The sequence below is a fragment of the Streptomyces sp. NBC_00096 genome (assembly GCF_045041305.1).
Classification (GTDB): domain Bacteria; phylum Actinomycetota; class Actinomycetes; order Streptomycetales; family Streptomycetaceae; genus Streptomyces.
In genome coordinates this window covers 1,350,641-1,369,292 of record NZ_CP108221.1, presented here as the reverse complement: position 1 = coordinate 1,369,292, position 18,652 = coordinate 1,350,641, and the positions used below count along the sequence as shown (strand labels likewise).

Here is an 18,652-nt window from a genome sequence, read left to right as displayed (position 1 = left end):
TACCCCGTACGGGCCTTAGGATGGACCTCATGGCGAAATCCGGTACGACGACCCAGGGGCTGCGCACGGCGATCGAGCGCAGCGGCTACTACCCGGCCCTCGTGGCCGAGGCCGTGGAGGCCGCGGTGGGCGGCGAGCCGATTTCGTCGTACCTGGTCCACCAGGAGACGACCTTCGACGCCAACGAGGTGCGCAGGCACGTCACCGTGCTGGTCCTGACCGGCAACCGCTTCATCGTCAGCCACACCGACGAGCAGGCCGCCGACGCCGGGTCCCCGTCGCCGTACGCGACCACCTCCACCGAATCGGTCAAGCTGGCCAGCATCTCCTCCGTGGTGCTCAGCCGCGTCGTCGCCAACCCGGAGTCCTACACCCCCGGCACCCTGCCCCGCGAGGTCGTCCTGACCATCGGCTGGGGCGCGGTCTCGCGCATCGACCTGGAGCCCGCCGCCTGCGGCGACCAGAACTGCGACGCCGACCACGGCTACACCGGCAACTCCACCGCCGATGACCTCAGCCTGCGCGTCAGCGAGGCCGGCGACGGCCCGGAGGCGGTCCGCCAGACCCTGCTGTTCGCGCAGGCGCTCTCCGAAGCCACCGCGGCCACGTCCTCCACCACCGCCCGCTGATGGCGTACTCGGCCGCGCAGAGCTGGCAGGACGAGCCGGAACCGCTGGACCTCGCCGGGGCCCCCGTCCCGGAGTACGGCACCGGCTCCCTCGCCGACCTGCTGCCCACGCTCGTGGCCGGCCAGGGCGTCCCCGGGTTCGAGGCCTCGATCGCCGAGCTGACCCCGGCCGACCGGAACTGCGTGTTCCTGGTCGACGGCATGGGCTGGGAGCAGATCAAGGCCCACCCGGACGAGGCCCCGTACCTCACCTCCCTCCTCGCCACCTCGCGCGGCGGCACCGGCCGCCCGGTCACCGCGGGCTTCCCGGCGACCACCGCCACCTCGCTGGCCTCCGTCGGCACCGGCCTGCCGCCCGCGCGCCACGGCCTGCCCGGCTACACCGTGCGCAATCCGGCCACCGGCGAACTGATGAACCAGCTCCGCTGGCACCCCTGGACCTCACCCAAGCCCTGGCAGCCGTACCCGACCGTCTTCCAGCAGGCGGACGCGGCCGGGGTGGCCACCGCGCAGGTCTCCTCGCCCGCCTTCCAGACCACCCCGCTCACCAAGGTCGCGCTGAGCGGCGGCACCTTCCTCGGCCGGATGACCGGCGAGGAACGCATGGACCTCGCGGCCGAGCGCCTCGGGGCCGGCGACCGCTCGCTCGTGTACACGTACTACAGCGAGCTCGACGGGGCAGGCCACCGGCACGGCGTCGACTCCGACGCCTGGCGCGGCCAGCTGATGTACGTCGACCGGCTGGTCCAGCGGCTCGCCGAGCAGCTGCCGCCGCGCACCGCGCTGTACGTGACCGCCGACCACGGCATGGTGGACATCCCCTTCGACGAGGACTCCCGGATCGACTACGACGACGACTGGGAACTCGGCGCGGGCGTGGCCCTGCTGGGCGGCGAGGGCCGGGCCCGGCACGTGTACGCGGTACCGGGGGCCGAGGCCGACGTCCTGACCGTCTGGCGCGAGGTGCTCGGGGACCGGTTCTGGGTCGCGAGCCGCGAGGAAGCCCTGGAACTGGGCTGGTTCGGGACGCCGGGCGAATGCGACGAGCGGGTCCTGGGCCGCATCGGCGACGTCATCGCCGCCGCCCACGCGGACGTGGCGATCACTGCCTCGAGGGCCGAGCCCAACGAGTCGGCGCTCGCCGGAATGCACGGCTCCATGACCCCGGCCGAGCAGCTCGTCCCGCTGCTCGAAATCCGCTCCTGACGCCACCGGCACCCCGCCGCTGCCGCCCCCGCACCTCCGCACCCACTGAAAGGCCCTGTTCCCCATGCCCGAGCTGGTGTTCTTCTCCGGAACGATGGACTGCGGAAAGAGCACCCTGGCTCTCCAGATCGCCCACAACCGCGATGCGCGCGGCCTGCAGGGTGTGATCTTCACGCGCGACGACCGTGCGGGCGAGGGCAAGCTGTCCTCCCGGCTGGGTCTGGTCACGGAGGCGGTGGAGGCGCCGGAGGGCATGGACCTGTACGCGTACGTGGTCGCCCAGCTCACCAAAGGCGGCAAGGCGGACTACGTGATCGTGGACGAGGCCCAGTTCCTGGCGCCCGAGCAGATCGACCAGCTGGCCCGGATCGTCGACGATCTGGACATGGACGTGTTCGCCTTCGGCATCACGACGGACTTCCGCACCAAGCTCTTCCCGGGCTCGCAGCGCCTGATCGAGCTGGCGGACCGCCTGGAGCAGCTCCAGGTGGAGGCCCTGTGCTGGTGCGGCGCCCGCGCCACGCACAACGCCCGCACGGTGGGCGGGGAGATGGTGGTCGAGGGCGCGCAGGTCGTGGTCGGTGACGTGAACCGCCCGGCGGAGGAGATCGGCTACGAGGTTCTGTGCCGCCGCCACCACCGCAGGCGCATGACCTCCGCCGCGGCCCACGCCGGCGCCCTCTCCCCGGACGTCCTCCCGGTCAACCACGGCTGACGGCCCCAAGGCCGCTCGTACGAAACCCAGTTCGTCAGCGCGAGGCGGAGCGTTTCGCACGTCCGGGTGGTCTCTGCCCGCGCGGGCGCATTCTGGCCTTTTCGGCCCGGGCGGGCGGCAAGAGTTGGTTCATGATCATGGATCCCGATGCCAACTCCGAAACCCCCGAAGCTTCCGGAGCCTCCGGCGAGCCCGCGCCGGCGCCCTCCCGTCGGCCCTCCCGCCGGACCGTCATCGCCGGCGCGGCCGCCGTCGCCGCGGCCGGCGGGCTGACGGTCGCCGTCACCTCCGCCGAGACCTCGCAGGCCGTCCCCGGCGCCGCCGTCGCCGACTGGGGCACCTGCCTGACGATCGCGCGGGCCATCCTCGTACGGGACGAGGAGGACCAGCCGCTCGTACCGCGCTACGCCGACATCCTGCTGAAGAACGGCCTGCCCCGCTCGCGCCGACCCGGGAAGAAGGTGCTGATCGTCGGCGCCGGGCCGGCCGGCCTCACCGCAGCGCACCTCCTGCGCGGAGCCGGCCACCAGGTCACCGTCATCGAGGCGAACGGCAACCGGGTGGGCGGCCGCATCAAGACCTTCCGCACCGGCGGCCACGAGAACGCCGCCCAGCCCTTCGCCGACCCGAAGCAGTACGCCGAGGCCGGCGCGATGCGCATCCCCGACAGCCACCCGCTGGTCACCGGCCTGATGGACGGTCTCGGCCTCAAGCGCAGGCGCTTCCACCTGGTCGACGTGGACGCGACCGGCCGTCCCGCGTACCGGACGTGGATCTACGTCAACGGCATCCGCGTCCGCCGCGCCGACTACGCGCGCGCCCCGCAGGCGCTCAATCGTTCCTTCGGAGTGCCGCAGGCGTACGAGTCCGTGCCCGCCTCGCAGATCGTCCGCGAGGCCTTCGCCCCCGTGCGGGCGGAGATCGAGGGCAAGAAGGACAGGGAACTCGTCGAGGGCTGGGCACGCGTCATCCAGCGCTACGGCCACATGTCGATGTACCGCTTCCTGACGGAGGAGGCCAAGCTCGACGAGCGGACCATCGACCTGATCGGAACCGTCGAGAACCTCACCTCCCGCCTGCACCTCGCCTTCGTACACAGCTTCATCGGTGCCTCGCTGATCAGCCCCGACACCGCCTTCTACGAACTGCCCGACGGCACCGCCACCCTGGCCGACGCGATGTACGCGCGCGTCAAGGACCTCGTACGCCTCGACCGCCGGGCGACCCGCATCATCCACGGCGACGGCAAGGTCACGGTCGAGACCGTCTCCGAGGGCCGCGGCGGCAGCCCCGTGCGGCGCGAGACCTTCACCGCCGACACCGCCATCATCACCGTCCCCTTCTCGGGGCTGCGTCACATCCCCGTCACCCCGGCGCTCTCGTACGGCAAGCGGCGCGCGATCACCGAGCTGCACTACGACGCCGCCACCAAGGTCCTGCTCGAATTCAGCCGCCGCTGGTGGGAGTTCGACGAGGCCGACTGGAAGCGCGAGCTCGAGGCCGTACAGCCCGGCTTGTACCGCAAGTACCAGACCGGGCAGAGCCCGGCGAACGGAACCCTGATGGGCGCCCACTCCTCCGTACCCGAGGGCCACATCTCCGCGGGCCAGCGCTCCCACTACGCCGCCAGCCGTGTGGTCAGCCGCGACCAGCCCGAGGCGGCCGGCGTCATCGGCGGCGGCTCGGTGACCGACAACCCCAACCGCTTCATGTTCCAGCCCTCCTACCCCGTCGAAGGCAGCGCCGGCGGAGTCCTCCTCGCCTCCTACAGCTGGTCGGACGACGCTCTGAAGTGGGACTCCCTGGACGACGAGGAGCGCTACCCGCGCGCCCTCGCGGGCGTCCAGGAGGTGTTCGGGCAGCGCGTCGAGGTGTTCTACACCGGCGTCGGCCGCAGCCAGTCCTGGATGCGCGACCCGTACGCCTACGGAGAGGCCTCCGTCCTCCTGCCCGGCCAGCACACCGAGCTCTTCCCCCATGTCCGCAAGGCCGAGGGCAACCTGCACTTCGCCGGCTGCCACACCTCCATCAAGCCCGCATGGATCGAAGGAGCCCTGGAATCCGCGGTGCGGACCGCCCTGGAAGTGCACACGGCGTAGCGGCGGACCCGGCGGCGGCTCGGCTGTCAGCTCTCGGCGAGCACGATCAGCCAGTCCTCCTCGGAGAACGTGACCCGCCGCCGCTTGTCGGGGTTGATCCGCACCCCGTAGTCCGGGCCCGTGGCGCTCCGCGCGCGCAGCCGGTAGCCGACCGCGCACTCCCCGCGCCGCCGTGCCGCCTCGACGGCGGTGGCGAACGACACCTCATGACCGGCCCGTACGTAGTGCGTGGCCGGCTTGAGGTGGAACTCGTGGCCCTCCGCGTCGAACAGCTCCTCGAAGACCGCGGCGAGGTACGGGCTCTCGGAGATCTGGGTCATCAGCAGGCTGATCAGCCTGCCGCTCACGATGAAGTCGGCGCCGTCCTGTGCCGGTGCGAGGAGCCGGTTGCCGTCGTCGGACATCTCGGTGGTGAGCGCGATGTCCCGCCGCGCGGTGTCCCCGATGGCCCGCAGGTGCAGCAGGGTGACCAGCGTCCTGTCGTCCGCCCGCGCCTGCGGATCCGTCACCGGAACGAGGGAGGCCATGGGCGCGTCCAAGGCCTCGGGCTCCGTCTCACCGATCACGATCACGCCGTCGTACGAGGGCACGTCCAGCTTGGCCAGGGTGAGCGGGTCGGTGATGTCACCGTCGTGGAAGGAGACTTCGAGGCGGGACCGCGCGGCCGTGACGCCTCGGGCGCCGCCCGTGGCCGCACGCACACCGAGCGCCACGACGTCCAGGGTGGTTCCCGGGCCCACGTACTGGTCGAGCTGCTCGATGACGAGCGGGGCGCGGCGGTTCCAGCCGAGCAGGAGGAGGCGTTCGGCCCGGGCGGTCGCGGGTGCGGCCGTCACGATCGCGTCGTCCTCGACATGGGCGGCCACGTCCGCACGCACGGCCGTGTCGTCGTCCCGAGAGATGACGATGATCCGGTCGGCCGGGCCGATCGTCGCCTCCGGGTCCGGATTGAGGGTGACGCTCCCGCCGCCGTGCAACAGGCCGACCGCCGAGGACGTGTCGAACGACAGCAGCGCCTCGCCGAACGTACGCCCCACGAGGTCCCCGGGGGCCACCGGGTAGAACTCGTCGCCGTCGAAGTCCAGCAACTCCGAGTAGACCAGCGAGAGACCGGGCTGTCGGGCCGTCGAGACGAGGAGCCGGGCGACGATGCCGTCCACGCACAGGACGTGTCCCGTGGGCCCGGCGGCCAGCCTGGCGGTCAGGTGGTTGCGGGAGTCACGGACGGCGGCGACCACCACCGCCTCCGCCTTCGCCTCTCCCTCCGCCTCCCCGGAGCCGTGGACGGCCGCGTCGAGGGCGAGCAGTGTCTTCACCACGTGGGCGTCACCCGTGTCCCCGGTGGGAGGCAGTACCAGGACCGCCCTGGCCGTGCGCGGACTCACCCGGCGCAGCTCGGACGGGTCGGTGGTGCTTCCGTTGCGGCAGATGATCCGCGTCCTGCCGCTGTCGCCGACGCGGGCGGAGATCTCCTCCTCCATCCACACCTTGTCCTGCGGGGCGAGCACGGCGATGGCGGAGCGGCGCTGGTTGGCGTTGGCGGCCACCAGTTCCCCGATCACGGGGAACACTTGGTCCGACCACCCCAGTACGACGGTGTGCCGGGTCTCCAACACGGTGGAGTGACCTCGGCGCAGCGACATGATGCGCCGGTTGATGCCCGTGGTGATCAGACTGACCAGGGTCGACACGAAGAGCAGCGCCACGAGCGCGAGCGATACGGAGGCCAGTACGTACAGCGGGGAGCCGACCGCACCCCCGATCTTCAGGGTCTGGCCGACGCTGACCCACACGGCGGTGAGCCGGCCGGAGAGCGTGGCCGGGGCGGCCCGGTCGGACCAGACGAGGACCGCGCTGGCCGGAACGACGACGGCGAGGCAGGCCAGGGCGAGCCAGCCGATGAGCGCGGTCGTTCCGCCCGAGAGCAGATGGTCGAAGCGATACCGGAGACGGAGCCGGAGTGACGTCGTGTGCTGCTGCGCCACACAAGCTCCTGTACATGAGTCGACGTGCCGGTCGGAGCGGCTGCATACCGCCAGGAGTCACCCTAGGCAGAAATTCGCCCCCGCCCCCGTGTGAACCCCACCGACCTCACTCAGAGGTATGAACGCACCGTGCACACCGGCAGTGGCCATGCGGCCACAGCGCGAGTTGGTGGATGTCCGAGCGAATGGACCCTGGCTCTCCAGATCGCCCGCAACCGCGATGCGCGCGGCCTGCAGGGTGTGATCTTCACGCGCGACGACCGTGCGGGCGAGGGCAAGCTGTCCTCCCGGCTGGGTCTGGTCACGGAGGCGGTGGAGGCGCCGGAGGGCATGGACCTGTACGCGTACGTGGTCGCCCAGCTCACCAAAGGCGGCGAAGGCGGACTACGTGATCGTGGACGAGACCCAGTACGAGGTCCTCTGCCGCCGCCACCACCGCAGGCGCATGACCTCCGCCGCGGCCCACGCCGGCGCCCTTTGCCCGGACGTCCTCCCGGTCAACCACGCCTGACAGGGCCCTCACAATGGGCCCGACGGAACCGGCGGGGTCCTCGATAGTGTGTTCAGCTAGGACGCTGACCGGCGCTGGAGGGGATGCAGCCCATGGAACTGACCGCAGAGATCGCGGCGATGCGGGACGGGTCGGGGGATCCGGGCCGTCTGCTGGGGGAGTTCCGGCGGGCCGCCCTGTTGGTTCCGCTCGCCGACGGCCCCGATGGCGGTCTGATGTCGGCGGTGTCGGGGGGCATCCGGTGGGTCTACGCGTTCACGGACGAGGAGGCGCTGGCGCGGTTCGCGGCGGCGCGCGGTGAGGCGGAAGCCGGCCGGGAGTGGGAGTACCTCTCGGTGCTGGGCGCCCGTCTCGTCGACGTGGTGGTTCCGATGGCGGACGGTCCTGCGGGTGTGGCGGTGAACGTCGCGGATGCGGACGGGTCGATGTTCTTCCCACCGGTCGCGGGGATCGTGCCGGATGGCAGTGCGGTGGATCTTGCCGGTGACGGGGAGGCGGCCTGATGGCGGGTGACGGGGATCTTGAGGTTTCGCCGGCGGCGGTCAAGAACGTCCAGGACGGTTTGCGGGCGGCGATCGGTGAGCTGCGGGAGTCGGGGGATGCGGCCGGTGCTTCGCAGGGTGCGGGGTTCGAGAACCTGTCGATGACGGGGATGGAGGCCGGGCACGCGGGTCTGGCGACGGATTTCGAGGATTTCTGCGAGCGCTGGGAGTGGGGTGTGCGCAGTCTGATCCAGAACGCGAGCACCCTCGCACAGTCGTTGGGGATCGCGGCGGGCACGGTGTGGGAGGAGGAGCAGTACCTCCAGGGCTCGTTCAAGGTGGTCGCGAACGCTGCCGCGTTCGGCAATCCGCACGCGTCCGAGGACGAGATCGAGCAGAAGTCCTGGGGGGACATCTTCTCCGCTGACACCTACATGCCCGATTACAGCGCGGAGTCCTTCGAGAAGAGCGGCGAGGACATCAAGAAGACCTGGTCGGACACGGGGGAGCAGCTGACGTCCAGCGGGAAGATCGGTTCGTTGAAGGACCTGCTGGAGCAGGCCAAGCGTGACGGGGGCGGTCGCTGATGGGGTGGCGGGATTTCGTTCCGGACGTGGTCGAGGACGTTGTCGAGGAGGGTGCGGAGAAGGTCGGCGACGCGATCGAGTGGGCCGGCGACAAGACGGCAGATCTCGCCGAGGACGTCGGTCTGGACGACGCCGGTGACTGGATCCGCGACAAGAGCCGCTCGGCCGCCAACCAGCTCGGCGCGGACGTGGCGGAGCTCGAGCTGGGTCAGACCGAGGACCCGAAGAAGCTGGTCTACGGCAGTGTCTCGAAGATCCGGGCGCAGGTTTCCCATCTGAACGATTTCAAGGCTTCCTTCGACAAGGTCGGCAACGGCCTGAAGGGGATGGGGGAGCCGGACGGGCTGAAGGGCAAGGCGGCCGATTCGTTCCGGGAGGCGGTGGCGAAGGAGCCCCCGCGCTGGTTCAAGGCGGCTGACGCGTTCGGCAAGGCCGCGGAGGCGATGGGCCGGTTCGCGGAGACGGTGGAGTGGGCGCAGGGCCAGGCGAAGGAGGCGTTGGAGGAGTACAACAACGCCAAGAAGGCCTCCACCGACGCCCGCAACGCGCACAACAAGCTGGTGGACGCCTACAACGACGCGTTGAAGGCGAAGAAGGACCCGCTGCCGGCACGTCCGTCGGAGAAGTTCACCGATCCGGGCAAGGCGTTGGCGACGGCGGCGCAGGACAAGCTCGACACGGCCCGCAAGCAGCGCAACGACGTGGCGGAGACGGTCCGGACGGCGGTGCGCGCGGCGCGCGACGCGGCCCCGCCGAAGCCCTCGTACGCCGAGCAGCTCGGCGACGCCATGGACTACCTGGACCTTGCCAAGACGCATCTGACGGGCGGGATCCTCAAGGGCACGGCCGGCATGCTGAACTTCGCCCGGGCGCTGAACCCGATGGACCCGTACAACCTGACGCATCCCGCCGAGTACGTGACGAACCTGAACTCGACGGCGGCGGGTCTGGTCACGATGGCCAACGATCCGCTGGGCGCGGGCAAGCAGATGCTCGACGAGTTCATGAAGGACCCCTCCGAGGGCATCGGCAAGATGATTCCCGAACTCATCGGTTCCAAGGGCCTGGGCGCCCTGAAGAAGGTCGGCTCCGCCGCCAAACACCTCGACGACCTCAAGGGGCCCGGCCGCAAGGGCCTGGACAAGGACGGTCCGAACCAGCGGGAGAAGCCGGACTGCGACAAGCGGTGCGACGGGACCGACCCGGTCGACTTGGCGACCGGCCGGATGTTCCTGCCGCAGACGGACGTGGTCCTGCCCGGGACCCTGCCCTTGGTCTTCACCCGCCGTGCCGATTCCGGTTACACGGCCGGCCGCTGGTTCGGCCCCTCCTGGTCCTCCACCATCGACGAACACCTGGAGATCGACCCCGAGGGCGTCGTCCTGGTCACCGCCGACGGCCTGGTCCTCCCTTACCCGCACCCCGCCCCCGGGGTGCCGGTGTTCGCCACCGTCGGTCCCCGATGGACGCTGGATCGCACCCCTGAGGGTGACTACGCGGTCACCGATCCTGCCCTGGGCCGTACCCGGTTCTTCGTCGCTCCCGCCGGCGCCGGCACCGGGGATGACGGTGACGGGTACGGACACGCGGTCATCGACCGCGTCGAGGACCGCAACGGCAACACGATCACCTTCGAGTACGACACCGAGGGCACCCCGCTGGGCATCGCCCACAGCGGCGGCTACCACCTGCGCCTGGAGACCGCCGGGGGCCGCGTCACGGCCCTCCACCTGACCGGCGGCCCGCGCATCCTCGCGTACGGCTACACCGACGGAAACCTCACCGAGGTCGTCAACTCCTCGGACCGCCCGCTGCGCCTCGCCTACGACGAGCGCGGCCGCATCACCTCGTGGACGGACACCAACGACCGCCGCTTCACCTACGCGTACGACGACCGGGACCGGTGCGTCGCCGAAGGCGGCACCGACGGGCAGCTGTCCCTCACCCTCGCCTACGACACGGTCGACCCGGGGACGGGCCTGCGGGTCACCACGACCACCACGGGTGAGGGGCACGTCCGCCGTTATCTGATCGACGACTCCTGCCGTGTCGTCGCGTCGATCGACGCCCTCGGCGCCGTCACGCGCCTCGCGTTCGATCGGCGCGGCCTGCCGGTCATGGAAACGGACGCACTCGGCCGCGTCACCCGGCGCTCCTACGACGAGCGCGGTCTGCTCACGGCCCTGGAGCGTCCGGACGGGCGCGTGGGGAGGATGGAGTACGACGGCCTCGGTCTTCCGACGCGGGTGGTGAACCCCGACGGCCGGGTCTTCCGGCAGACCTACGACGAGCGTGGCAACCGTACGTCGATGACCTCGCCGACCGGGTCGACGACCGTGCTGGAGCACGATGAGCGGGGCTCTCTGGTCGCGCAGACGAATCCGCTGGGGGCCGTCGTCCGCATCGACTCCGATGCCGCAGGCCTGCCGTACCGGGTGACGGACCCGCTGGGCGCGGTCACCCGCTTCGAACGGGACGCCTTCGGCCGGGTCGTGCGATTCACTGATCCGCTGGGCGCGGTCACCCGCATGGAGTGGACGGTGGAAGGGAAGCCTTCCCGGCGGATCGCCCCGGACGGGACCGAGCAGTCCTGGACCTACGACGGCGAGGGCAACTGCCTCACCCACACGGACGCCACAGGTGGAACGACGGTGTACGAGTACACCGACTTCGACCTGATGTCGGCACGGACCACCCCGGACGGGCTGCGGTACGAGTTCGCCTACGACGCCGAACTGCGCCCGGTCCGGGTGACGAGCCCGGACGGTTCCGCGTGGACGTACGCGTACGACGCCGCGGGCCGGCTGGTCTCGGAGACGGACTTCGACGGCCGGACCGTCGACTCCGGTTACGACGCCTCCGGGCAGCTCTCGTCTCGGACGAACGGCCCCGGCCAGATGGTGGCCTTCGAGCGCAACGCGCTGGGGCAGGTGATCCGCAAGGAGACCCCGGACGGTGTCACGACGTACGAGTACGACGTCTTCGACGAGCTGGCCGCGGCCACCACCCCCGACGGTTCCACGCTGGCCAGGCTGCGGGACCGGCACGGGCGGCTGCTCTCGGAGACGGTCGACGGCCGCACGCTCTCGTACGCCTACGACGAGCTCGGCAGACGCGTGGGACGAACGACCCCCACGGGGGCGCGGAGCCTGTGGAAGTTCACCGCCGACGGCCGGCGCGGTGAGCTCACCACCTCCGGGCGGACCGTCGCCTTCGGGCGCGACGCGGCGGGCCGCGAGGTGAGCCGTACCGTCGGCCGGGCCCTCACCGTGGCTCAGCGGTTCGACGTCCGGGGGCGGGTGACCGAGCAGCACGTGACCGGCGCGGACGGAGCCGTCCTGCAGCGCCGCGACTACGGCTACCGGGACGACGGGTTCCTGACGGGGATCGAGGACGCCCTGAACGGTGACCGGACCTTCACGCTCGACGCGCTCGGGCGGGTCACGGCAGTGGAAGCGGACGGCTGGTCGGAGCGCTACGGCTACGACGGGACGGGCAACCAGTCCTCGGCCTCCTGGCCGGACGGACATCCCGGAGCAGAGGCGCGCGGCGAACGCGAGTACACGGGAACCCGGATCACCCGGGCGGGCCGGGTGCGCTACGAGCACGACGAGCTGGGCCGGGTGGTCCTCCAGCAGCGGACCAGACTGTCCCGCAAGCCGGACACCTGGCGCTACGAGTGGGATGCCGAGAGCCGGCTCGCGGCCGTCGTGACCCCGGACGGCACACACTGGCGCTACCGGTACGACGCACTGGGCCGCCGCACGGCCAAGCAGCGGCTCGCGCCGACCGGTGTGGTGCCCGAGGTCGTGGAGGAAACCCTCTTCACCTGGGACGGAACGACGCTGTGCGAACAGGCCGCGATCGCCGACGGCCCTGGCGCCAAGGCGGTGATCCTCACCTGGAACCACGACGGCCACCACCCGCTCACCCAGACGGAACGCATCGCCGACGCCTCGCAGGAGGTGGTGGACGAGCGGTTCTTCGCGATCGTCACCGATCTGATCGGCACCCCGAAGGAGCTGGTCGGGGAGGACGGGAAGATCGCCTGGCGCGGCCGCTCGACGGTTTGGGGCGCCACCACGTGGAACCGCGACGCGACGGCGTACACGCCGCTGCGTTTCCCGGGCCAGTACTTCGACGTGGAATCAGGGCTTCATCACAACTACTTCCGCACGTACGACCCGGAAACGGCCCGCTACTTCTCCCCCGACCCGCTGGGCCTGCGGCCGGCGCCGAATCCGGTCGCCTACGTCGGCAATCCGTTCACCTGGTTCGACCTGCTGGGCCTGGCGCCGGATCCCGGGTGCGAAGAACTCGACGCGGACATCAAGAAGGCACGCGACGGCTGGACCAGCCCGGCCGGTCTGCGCCAGCACTACGACGACCACGCCCGGGACCTGAACATCTACGACGAGGACGACTACGCGCTGGAGGCGGACAGGTTCACGAACGGCCCGCGGGAGGAAGGCGTCCGGGAGAAGGACAGCATCCTGAAGAACAAGATCTACCGGTGGGACCCGTCGACGAACGAGTTCAGCGTCAGGGACCGTACGACCGGAAAGATCATCTCGTACTTCGACAGCTCCCTCCAGATCGATGGAAACTCGACGAAGGCGAACGCGAGGAAGTACTGGGACAAGCAGCCGGGAGACGAGCTCTACTGACCGCCGCCGCCTCATCGGCCGGTCTCAACCTCCGCCGGGCCCGTCGGGAGCTCCGCCGAGCGGTGTGAACGTGAACGACTCCGGGAGCAGGTCCCCGCCGACCCGGGCGGCGAGCAGGGCCGGCTGCGAGAGCCCGGAGTCGTAGTCGTTCCAGAGGTGCAGGACGAGCAGGGGGTCCCCCGGTGTCGCGGTGGCATAGGCGAGAGCCTTGCTGACCCGGGGGTTCGGGCCGCCGATGACGACGGACGGTTCGCCGAACTCGGCGGTGACGTCCGGCCAGTCCCGGTCCACGGCGCACCAGCCGGGCAGCGCGTCGCGCATCGCCTCGTACTCGGAGTTCGACAAGAGGCGGTCTGCGGTGAGCCAGCCCCGGCGGTGGGCGAACTCGGCATAGACCGAAGCGGTGTGGGTGTCGCGGGCCGCGTCCCGGGGCAGCAGCTTTCGGAAGGCGCCCTGGACTCCGTCCGTGTACCACGCGCCGACCTCGGTGAGGCGGGACTGCTCCTCCTGCCAGGCTCCGGGATCCCGCTGCTCGGCCACGAGCAGGTGGTCCATCAGGAACCAGATGGCGGTGTCGAGGTCGCCGTAGGCCGCAGGCCGGCGCAGGACGCTGTTCAGCTGATCGATGAGGTGGGCGTGTATGTCGATGGAGGAGGCAAGGTGCGGGGTACTCGGCATGGTGACGAGTGTGCACGGTCCTCCGGCCGGGTGCACCGTGGGCTTGCGTCCGAGGGGGAGTCCTGACGTCGGTGCAGGTCAGCGCCATCGCCGAGCCGCTCTCGCGGCGTGTCGGCCCTCTGCGTGGCAAGGGGCCCGCCACCGGACTGGGCCACGAAGGGTGCCCGCATCCACGTCGGCCCGGACGAGATGCAGAGCCCGACCGGGTTCTGACGGGCGGCTCGCTGGAGTTGCACCGACTGCCCGGAGATCCCGCCCTCGCGGCCGACTGGGGCTCGGCGACGGGCGTGGATTTCGAGCCGTACACGGCATGGTCGGATGTGAGAGGCGCGATCGCCGCCGCCGGTCTGGACGAGGCAGCCTTGGAGTGCACGGCACAGGGTGACTACCTGGAATACCGAAACCCGGACACCAAGGTGTCCGTACTGGTCGTCGACGGTGAGGATGAGCGGGACGCCTGGCCGGGCCACGGGGACATCTGGAGTGTCAGCCTCGGATGAGGTGCGGTGGGGCGCGGTGCGGTGCGGTGCGGTGCGGTGCGGTGCGGTGCCCACGATGGCGGATGCCCGAGCAAGAGCACCAACCACGGCTGAGACACTGCGGTTCCGTCCCCGGATCCCGGCGTGGTCCGCAGGGCACGCTCTTTCCGGCGTCAGCGATAGCGGATCACGCGCACCCCGGACTCCCCGAACGTATCCAGGCTTCGCAGCTCCTCGGCCGATCCGTCGACGAGGCCCACGTGACCGGCGTGAGTGTGGAGTCCGGTGAGGAGCAGACCGGTGGATTCGCGCCCGCGGCCGTCCTGGCGTCGCACCCATACGAGCGCCCGCCCGCCGACCGGCAGCGCGGCGACGGCCCGGACGGCCTCCGTGAGCGTCGAGAACTCGCTGACCTCCAGAACCGGGCCCAGCTTCGCCATCGTGGAGTCGAACCAGTCGGCGTCCCCAGGGGCGGGCGTCGGTCCCGTCGTCTCGCCCCGGTTCCAGGCGTCGAGGAATCCTCTGGGGTCGGAGTTGGGCAGCAGGAACGGCTCCTCGGGCCCCTTCGGCACCACCACGGCGGCATCGAGCATCGAGTGGCGCCAGTCCCGGCTACGCAAGGCCGCCGTGGTCTGGCAGGCGAACAGCCACCCTCGGGCCGTCTCGTCTCGGGCGTCGGGCGCTACCAGTTCTACGGGATCCGTGTACGTGGTCCTGAGCCACTCCTCGCCCTTGATCCGGGCTGCCGCGAGGTCACCGGCTGACCGGGGAACCGCGGTCTTCACCCGGGCGAAGACCAGCTCCCGCAGTCCGACAGTGTCCAGTCGCGCCAGACCACCGGTCATCCCGTCGAGGAACACCACGGTTCCGTGGTTGTTGTGTGCGTACACGAGGTGGCCGCTGACCTCGGTACCGCCGATCGCCCGCCGCACCCACACCACGCCCTGTGTGCCGGGCCCGGACTTCTCAGCCTGCGTGATCACCTCGTCCCAGTCGGCGCAGTGCAACTGCTCGGCCGTGGGGAAGTAGCGCCGTAGCAGCAGCTGCCACCACCCCGGCGCCTCGTGCGCCGGCTGCCAAGACAGCGGAGACGACGGCCGGCCCGCGATGGCCGCGGCCACCGTGACCACGCATCCACGAGAGTTAAGTCGCCGCGCCTGCTCCTCCGGATCACGTTCCACCGGGTTCTGCGTGTATGCCGCGGCATCGCTCCAAGGATCATCGGCCGCCGGGTGGAACGGCACCCCAAGGTCCTTGGGTACCACCACGGAAGCGGCCAGCATGGGGGTCCGGGGATATCCCGGCTGCTCAATCGACCGACACGCGAACAACCACGTACCGGCATCCTCGGCGACCGGTTCGATGCCCGCCAGTTCGACCAAGCCGCGATAGGTGGTGAGCAACCATCGCAGGGCCATCTGCCGCGGCTCGGCACGCACCGTCCGCGCCAGGCTGGACGACGACTGCCCACGGCTCGTGGGCGAATGCCTGCGCAAGGTAAGGGCGTGCCGCTTCCACGGCCTCGTTCAACGTGAGCATCTCTGGTTCCTGACAGTGCTAGCGATAGGGGACATGAGCGATTTCGCTGACGTTCAGTGTCTCCAACCTGGAAGCGCGCAGGTTCGCAGAATCCTGGAGCTCGAACACCCGGAACCCGCGCGTGCTCTACCAATTGACGGCGTTCGGCGTGCAGGTTCCGGAGCCGAGACCTCCCCGGCATGTGAGAGAGAACGGCGGGTCCGGGGCCGGGGCGCCCGGGTCGGCGGCCGCCGGGTTGGGCAGCAGATCGGCGACGGCGGAGGATCTGAAACGGTGGCCCGGCGGACCGACTGCATCGGCTGCCGGTTGCCCTGGCTGCTCGCCCAGCCCGTGCTCCGAGCACCCTCCGCCGCGGCCGTCCACCAGATCTGGCACGTCGCAGGGCGACCGCCGCGGGCCGGCCTCAACATCTGGCGTCCCTATGAAGGACTCGGTCAGCCGCAGCAGGAGCGATGCAAGAAGCCGCCGCCATCGCACTGGACCTCATCCGAACCGGCGAGATCATCGCGCGCGGGGCCCCGGCGTCCTCCTGGCCTGTCAGGCGTACCGGCCCGTCTATGACTGCGAACCACCCCCGTCCCTGCTGTCGGAGGCCGCGGGGGCGCCCGTGGTCCCAGGTTCGGCGTGGGGTCAGTTCCACGAGGCAGTCGAGGCGTTCTTCGACCTCGCACGCACCGACGCCGACACCGCTCGCCAGCTCCTGTGGATCATCACCTTGCGTTGCCGCAGCCTGGAGGACTTCGATCAGGACCGCAGGTTCCTGATCGGCTCCGGCATCCCCGAGACGCTGTTGCCCGACGCGCTCGGCCTGGGCCGTCTTGACCTCCGGTCCCGGCCCGGCTGACGGCCGAGGTCAGCCTTCGGCCGGTGCCGTCACCGCCGACTTCTCGTCATACTCGCGCAGCATCCGCATGACGGTCGCGGGCGAGGGGTGCCGGCCCTTCTTCTTGCCAGGGGCGCGTGGGGCGGGGTCTTGTACTACCGGCTGTTCGGGCGGTTTCGTCAGCGGCTTGTCCCAGCGTGCGCGGAAACCGTTCTTCCCGTAGGCGGGACGGCACCTTCCCCCGGACCGGCGCGGGCGAGGGGCGGGATGTCCCCGCAGGGCCACTACCGCAGGGCAGGAAAGTACTGATTGAGTGCTTTGTCTACCCGGATCATCCACCCCGAAGGAGTTGCCCATGTTCCACCTCCACCGTACGAAGCTGCGTGGCGCGGCGATCGGCGTCTGCACCGCGGCGCTGGTCGTCGGCACGGGCCTGTTCACTCTTCCCGCGCAGGCACAAAGCCCGCAGGCGGCACCCGCGGCCGCCGCGATGAGGGAGGAGCGGGCGACGGCGGAAGTCGCCGAGTTCTTCCAGAAGTACCTGGACGCCGTGAACCAGGTGAGCGCGCAGACCCCGTTCCAGGTCCGTGAGGAGTTCCTCAGCGCCGACCTCGACAAGGAGCTCACCGTCTGGGGATCCGAACACAAGACAGACCCGGTCCTGCGAGAGAACAAGATCCCCAAGACCTGGTCGACGACGGACGGTCTCAAGACCGAGACCGAGATGAAGGTCATCATCACCCAGCGGTGGGAGGACGGCACCAGCCGGGACGTCTGGTACCAGGTCCGGCTCTCCGACCTGGTGATTGTCAGCCTGTCGGACCCGACCCCGGCCGCCTGAACCACGGGGCCCTCACCCCGCACCCGCACGCCGTCCCGGGTCACCTCTGACACCGCGAAGCCACCCCGGCACCGGACCGGTTCTCACAACCCGTTCTCATTCAAGAGTTCTGAGAACTGAGTTGTGAGAAAACCCGAGGTCACTCGCGACCTGGCCCTGGCCCTGGCCGTTGCCGCGGTCAGCGGATCTTGGGGAAGGCCTTGTCCGGGTGGGCTGCCGCGACGTATTTCATGGCTGTCGACGGGTGGATGCCGAAGAGGCGGATGAGGTGGACGGGGTCGGCGCTCACCCGGGCCTCGTCCAGTACCCGGTCGCTCCAGAGCTGCCTCGGGGTCATGCCGATCTGGTCGAAGGCCGCGCGCAGTCCCAGGTAGCTGAGCGGGATGAGCGCGGGATGGTGAGCGCTGTGGCTGGTGATGAACAGGTGGGGGTTGGGCGCCTTGGGCCAGGTACGGCGCCGTTCGTGCAGCCAGTCCGCCGCGAGCTCCATGGTGATGGGGTCCAGGTACACGGTGTGGGTGTGGCTGCCGCGGCGGACGGTGATCGTGTCGCGGACGAGATCGACGGCGGACAGGGGCAGGCGGCGCTGCTGCGCCTGCTGCTGCGCCCACTCCACCGTCTCCGCGTACCGGTTCAGTGCGCCCGCTGCCGCCTCGCAGGCATCGGCAGCGTGCAGCCACTTTGTCGGGTGCATCGCGAACTTCCCGCGGAATGCCTCGGCGGCCTGCCCCTACCAATGGCCCGAGTCCAGTGCCCGCATGCCCTCGCCGACCCGGTCGAACGCACCCTGTAAGTCCTTCAGGTGCTTGGCCGACTCCCGTATCGACATCGGCTTGCCGTGCACCAGCTCGTTGGCCTGGTCGCTCTGGCCCAGTTGCTGTTCACTGACCGAAGCCCCCAGATCTGAGGCGAAACCGTCGCCCCAGTCCTCGACCTTGTCCGCCCAGTCGTCCGCACCGACGTACTCAAGACTCGCACCGATCCCGTCCGTGGCCTTGTCGACGCCTTGACCGACTACCTTCTTCGTCGACTCCCAGCCGTCGTCCAGCTTCTCCAGACCCTTGTCCAGAAGACCGCTCCAGTCGGGCATCAGCGCTCACCCCTGGACTGCGGTTGCTCCTGCGGCGCCGGACCGACCCAGGCGTCGACCGCCCCGTCCACCTCGCCCCGCAGTCCAGTCCCGCACCGTGCCCGCCCAGGCCTCCCTGCTGTTCTCGTTGGCTCGATCGAAGGACTCCCGGCTGTAATCAGCGTCCCGGACCTGCGTGTAAAGATTGTCGGAGACGACCTCGCCCCAGTGCTGGCCGACGACCTCCTTCTCCGACGCGTACGGATTGCCCAACGCAGAGTTCGTCAGCACCTTGAAACTGCCCTGGATGTACTGGTCCTGCTCGTGCAAGACACCCGCACTG

13 protein-coding genes and 2 pseudogenes are annotated in these 18,652 nt (G+C 70.2%); 11 read left to right on the top strand and 4 right to left on the bottom strand.

What is annotated here, in order from left to right; translation table 11 throughout:
* Positions 1–29: 29 nt before the first annotated feature.
* From OG904_RS05750 to OG904_RS05735, 4 genes are all read left to right on the top strand, one after another.
* The gene (locus OG904_RS05750; protein WP_405488036.1) at positions 30–629 is read left to right on the top strand and encodes a DUF5998 family protein; all 600 of its coding nucleotides are present in this window, start codon (positions 30–32) and stop codon (positions 627–629) included.
* Positions 629–1,834: an alkaline phosphatase family protein gene (locus OG904_RS05745; RefSeq protein WP_405488034.1), complete on the top strand. Its 1,206-nt coding sequence runs from the start codon at positions 629–631 to the stop codon at positions 1,832–1,834. The genes OG904_RS05750 and OG904_RS05745 overlap by 1 nt, the downstream gene beginning before the upstream one ends.
* A 64-nt stretch (positions 1,835–1,898) precedes the next feature.
* On the top strand, positions 1,899–2,549 hold the full coding sequence (locus tag OG904_RS05740) for a thymidine kinase (RefSeq protein WP_405488032.1): 651 nt from the start codon (positions 1,899–1,901) through the stop codon (positions 2,547–2,549).
* A gap of 131 nt (positions 2,550–2,680) precedes the next feature.
* Positions 2,681–4,648 carry an FAD-dependent oxidoreductase gene (locus OG904_RS05735; RefSeq protein ID WP_405488030.1) on the top strand — a complete coding sequence of 656 codons (1,968 nt, stop codon included), beginning with the start codon at positions 2,681–2,683 and terminating at the stop codon, positions 4,646–4,648.
* Positions 4,649–4,674: 26 nt separating this feature from the next.
* Here OG904_RS05735 and OG904_RS05730 read toward each other — a convergent pair whose 3' ends face one another.
* Positions 4,675–6,633 (bottom strand): CASTOR/POLLUX-related putative ion channel, encoded by a 1,959-nt coding sequence (locus OG904_RS05730; protein WP_405488028.1) that lies wholly within the window; start codon positions 6,631–6,633, stop codon positions 4,675–4,677.
* Positions 6,634–6,762: 129 nt separating this feature from the next.
* On the opposite strand from OG904_RS05730, the pseudogene OG904_RS05725 reads away from it, so the two are divergent.
* From OG904_RS05725 to OG904_RS05710, 4 genes and pseudogenes are all read left to right on the top strand, one after another.
* A pseudogene (locus OG904_RS05725) lies at positions 6,763–7,144 on the top strand (hypothetical protein).
* A 92-nt stretch (positions 7,145–7,236) separates the two neighbouring features.
* Positions 7,237–7,647: an SseB family protein gene (locus tag OG904_RS05720; RefSeq protein WP_405488026.1), complete on the top strand. Its 411-nt coding sequence runs from the start codon at positions 7,237–7,239 to the stop codon at positions 7,645–7,647.
* Complete coding sequence (locus tag OG904_RS05715; RefSeq protein ID WP_405488024.1) at positions 7,647–8,213, top strand: hypothetical protein; 567 nt, start codon at positions 7,647–7,649, stop codon at positions 8,211–8,213. The genes OG904_RS05720 and OG904_RS05715 overlap by 1 nt, the downstream gene beginning before the upstream one ends.
* Complete coding sequence (locus OG904_RS05710) at positions 8,213–12,880, top strand: putative T7SS-secreted protein (RefSeq protein WP_405488022.1); 4,668 nt, start codon at positions 8,213–8,215, stop codon at positions 12,878–12,880. Before OG904_RS05715 ends, OG904_RS05710 begins: the two co-directional genes overlap by 1 nt.
* A 24-nt stretch (positions 12,881–12,904) precedes the next feature.
* On the opposite strand, the gene OG904_RS05705 is transcribed toward OG904_RS05710, so the two are convergent.
* The gene (locus OG904_RS05705; protein WP_405488020.1) at positions 12,905–13,558 is read right to left on the bottom strand and encodes a hypothetical protein; all 654 of its coding nucleotides are present in this window, start codon (positions 13,556–13,558) and stop codon (positions 12,905–12,907) included.
* Between the two features lie 71 nt (positions 13,559–13,629).
* On the opposite strand from OG904_RS05705, the gene OG904_RS05700 reads away from it, so the two are divergent.
* Positions 13,630–14,058: a hypothetical protein gene (locus OG904_RS05700; RefSeq protein WP_405488018.1), complete on the top strand. Its 429-nt coding sequence runs from the start codon at positions 13,630–13,632 to the stop codon at positions 14,056–14,058.
* A 152-nt stretch (positions 14,059–14,210) separates the two neighbouring features.
* Here OG904_RS05700 and OG904_RS05695 read toward each other — a convergent pair whose 3' ends face one another.
* The gene (locus OG904_RS05695; RefSeq protein ID WP_405488016.1) at positions 14,211–15,476 is read right to left on the bottom strand and encodes a YrhB domain-containing protein; all 1,266 of its coding nucleotides are present in this window, start codon (positions 15,474–15,476) and stop codon (positions 14,211–14,213) included.
* Between the two features lie 707 nt (positions 15,477–16,183).
* On the opposite strand from OG904_RS05695, the gene OG904_RS05690 reads away from it, so the two are divergent.
* Both OG904_RS05690 and OG904_RS05685 read left to right on the top strand, forming a co-directional pair.
* Entirely contained in the window at positions 16,184–16,420 is a 237-nt protein-coding gene (locus OG904_RS05690) for a hypothetical protein (protein WP_405488014.1), read from the top strand.
* Positions 16,421–16,754: 334 nt separating this feature from the next.
* Positions 16,755–17,240, top strand: coding sequence for a hypothetical protein (locus OG904_RS05685; RefSeq protein ID WP_405488012.1), 486 nt, complete (start codon positions 16,755–16,757; stop codon positions 17,238–17,240).
* Positions 17,241–17,418: 178 nt separating this feature from the next.
* On the opposite strand, the pseudogene OG904_RS05680 reads toward OG904_RS05685, so the two are convergent.
* Positions 17,419–18,330, bottom strand: a pseudogene (locus tag OG904_RS05680) (putative T7SS-secreted protein).
* Positions 18,331–18,652 lie beyond the last annotated feature (322 nt).

Bases quoted from the DNA above. Each gene is read 5' to 3' on its own strand.
- OG904_RS05705 (WP_405488020.1), bottom strand. From the start codon at position 13,558: ATGCCGAGTACCCCGCACCTTGCCTCCTCCATCGACATACACGCCCAC.
- OG904_RS05685 (WP_405488012.1), top strand. From the start codon at position 16,755: ATGTTCCACCTCCACCGTACGAAGCTGCGTGGCGCGGCGATCGGCGTC.
- OG904_RS05715 (WP_405488024.1), top strand. From the start codon at position 7,647: ATGGCGGGTGACGGGGATCTTGAGGTTTCGCCGGCGGCGGTCAAGAAC.
- OG904_RS05720 (WP_405488026.1), top strand. From the start codon at position 7,237: ATGGAACTGACCGCAGAGATCGCGGCGATGCGGGACGGGTCGGGGGAT.
- OG904_RS05750 (WP_405488036.1), top strand. From the start codon at position 30: ATGGCGAAATCCGGTACGACGACCCAGGGGCTGCGCACGGCGATCGAG.
- OG904_RS05735 (WP_405488030.1), top strand. From the start codon at position 2,681: ATGATCATGGATCCCGATGCCAACTCCGAAACCCCCGAAGCTTCCGGA.
- OG904_RS05710 (WP_405488022.1), top strand. From the start codon at position 8,213: ATGGGGTGGCGGGATTTCGTTCCGGACGTGGTCGAGGACGTTGTCGAG.
- OG904_RS05745 (WP_405488034.1), top strand. From the start codon at position 629: ATGGCGTACTCGGCCGCGCAGAGCTGGCAGGACGAGCCGGAACCGCTG.
- OG904_RS05740 (WP_405488032.1), top strand. From the start codon at position 1,899: ATGCCCGAGCTGGTGTTCTTCTCCGGAACGATGGACTGCGGAAAGAGC.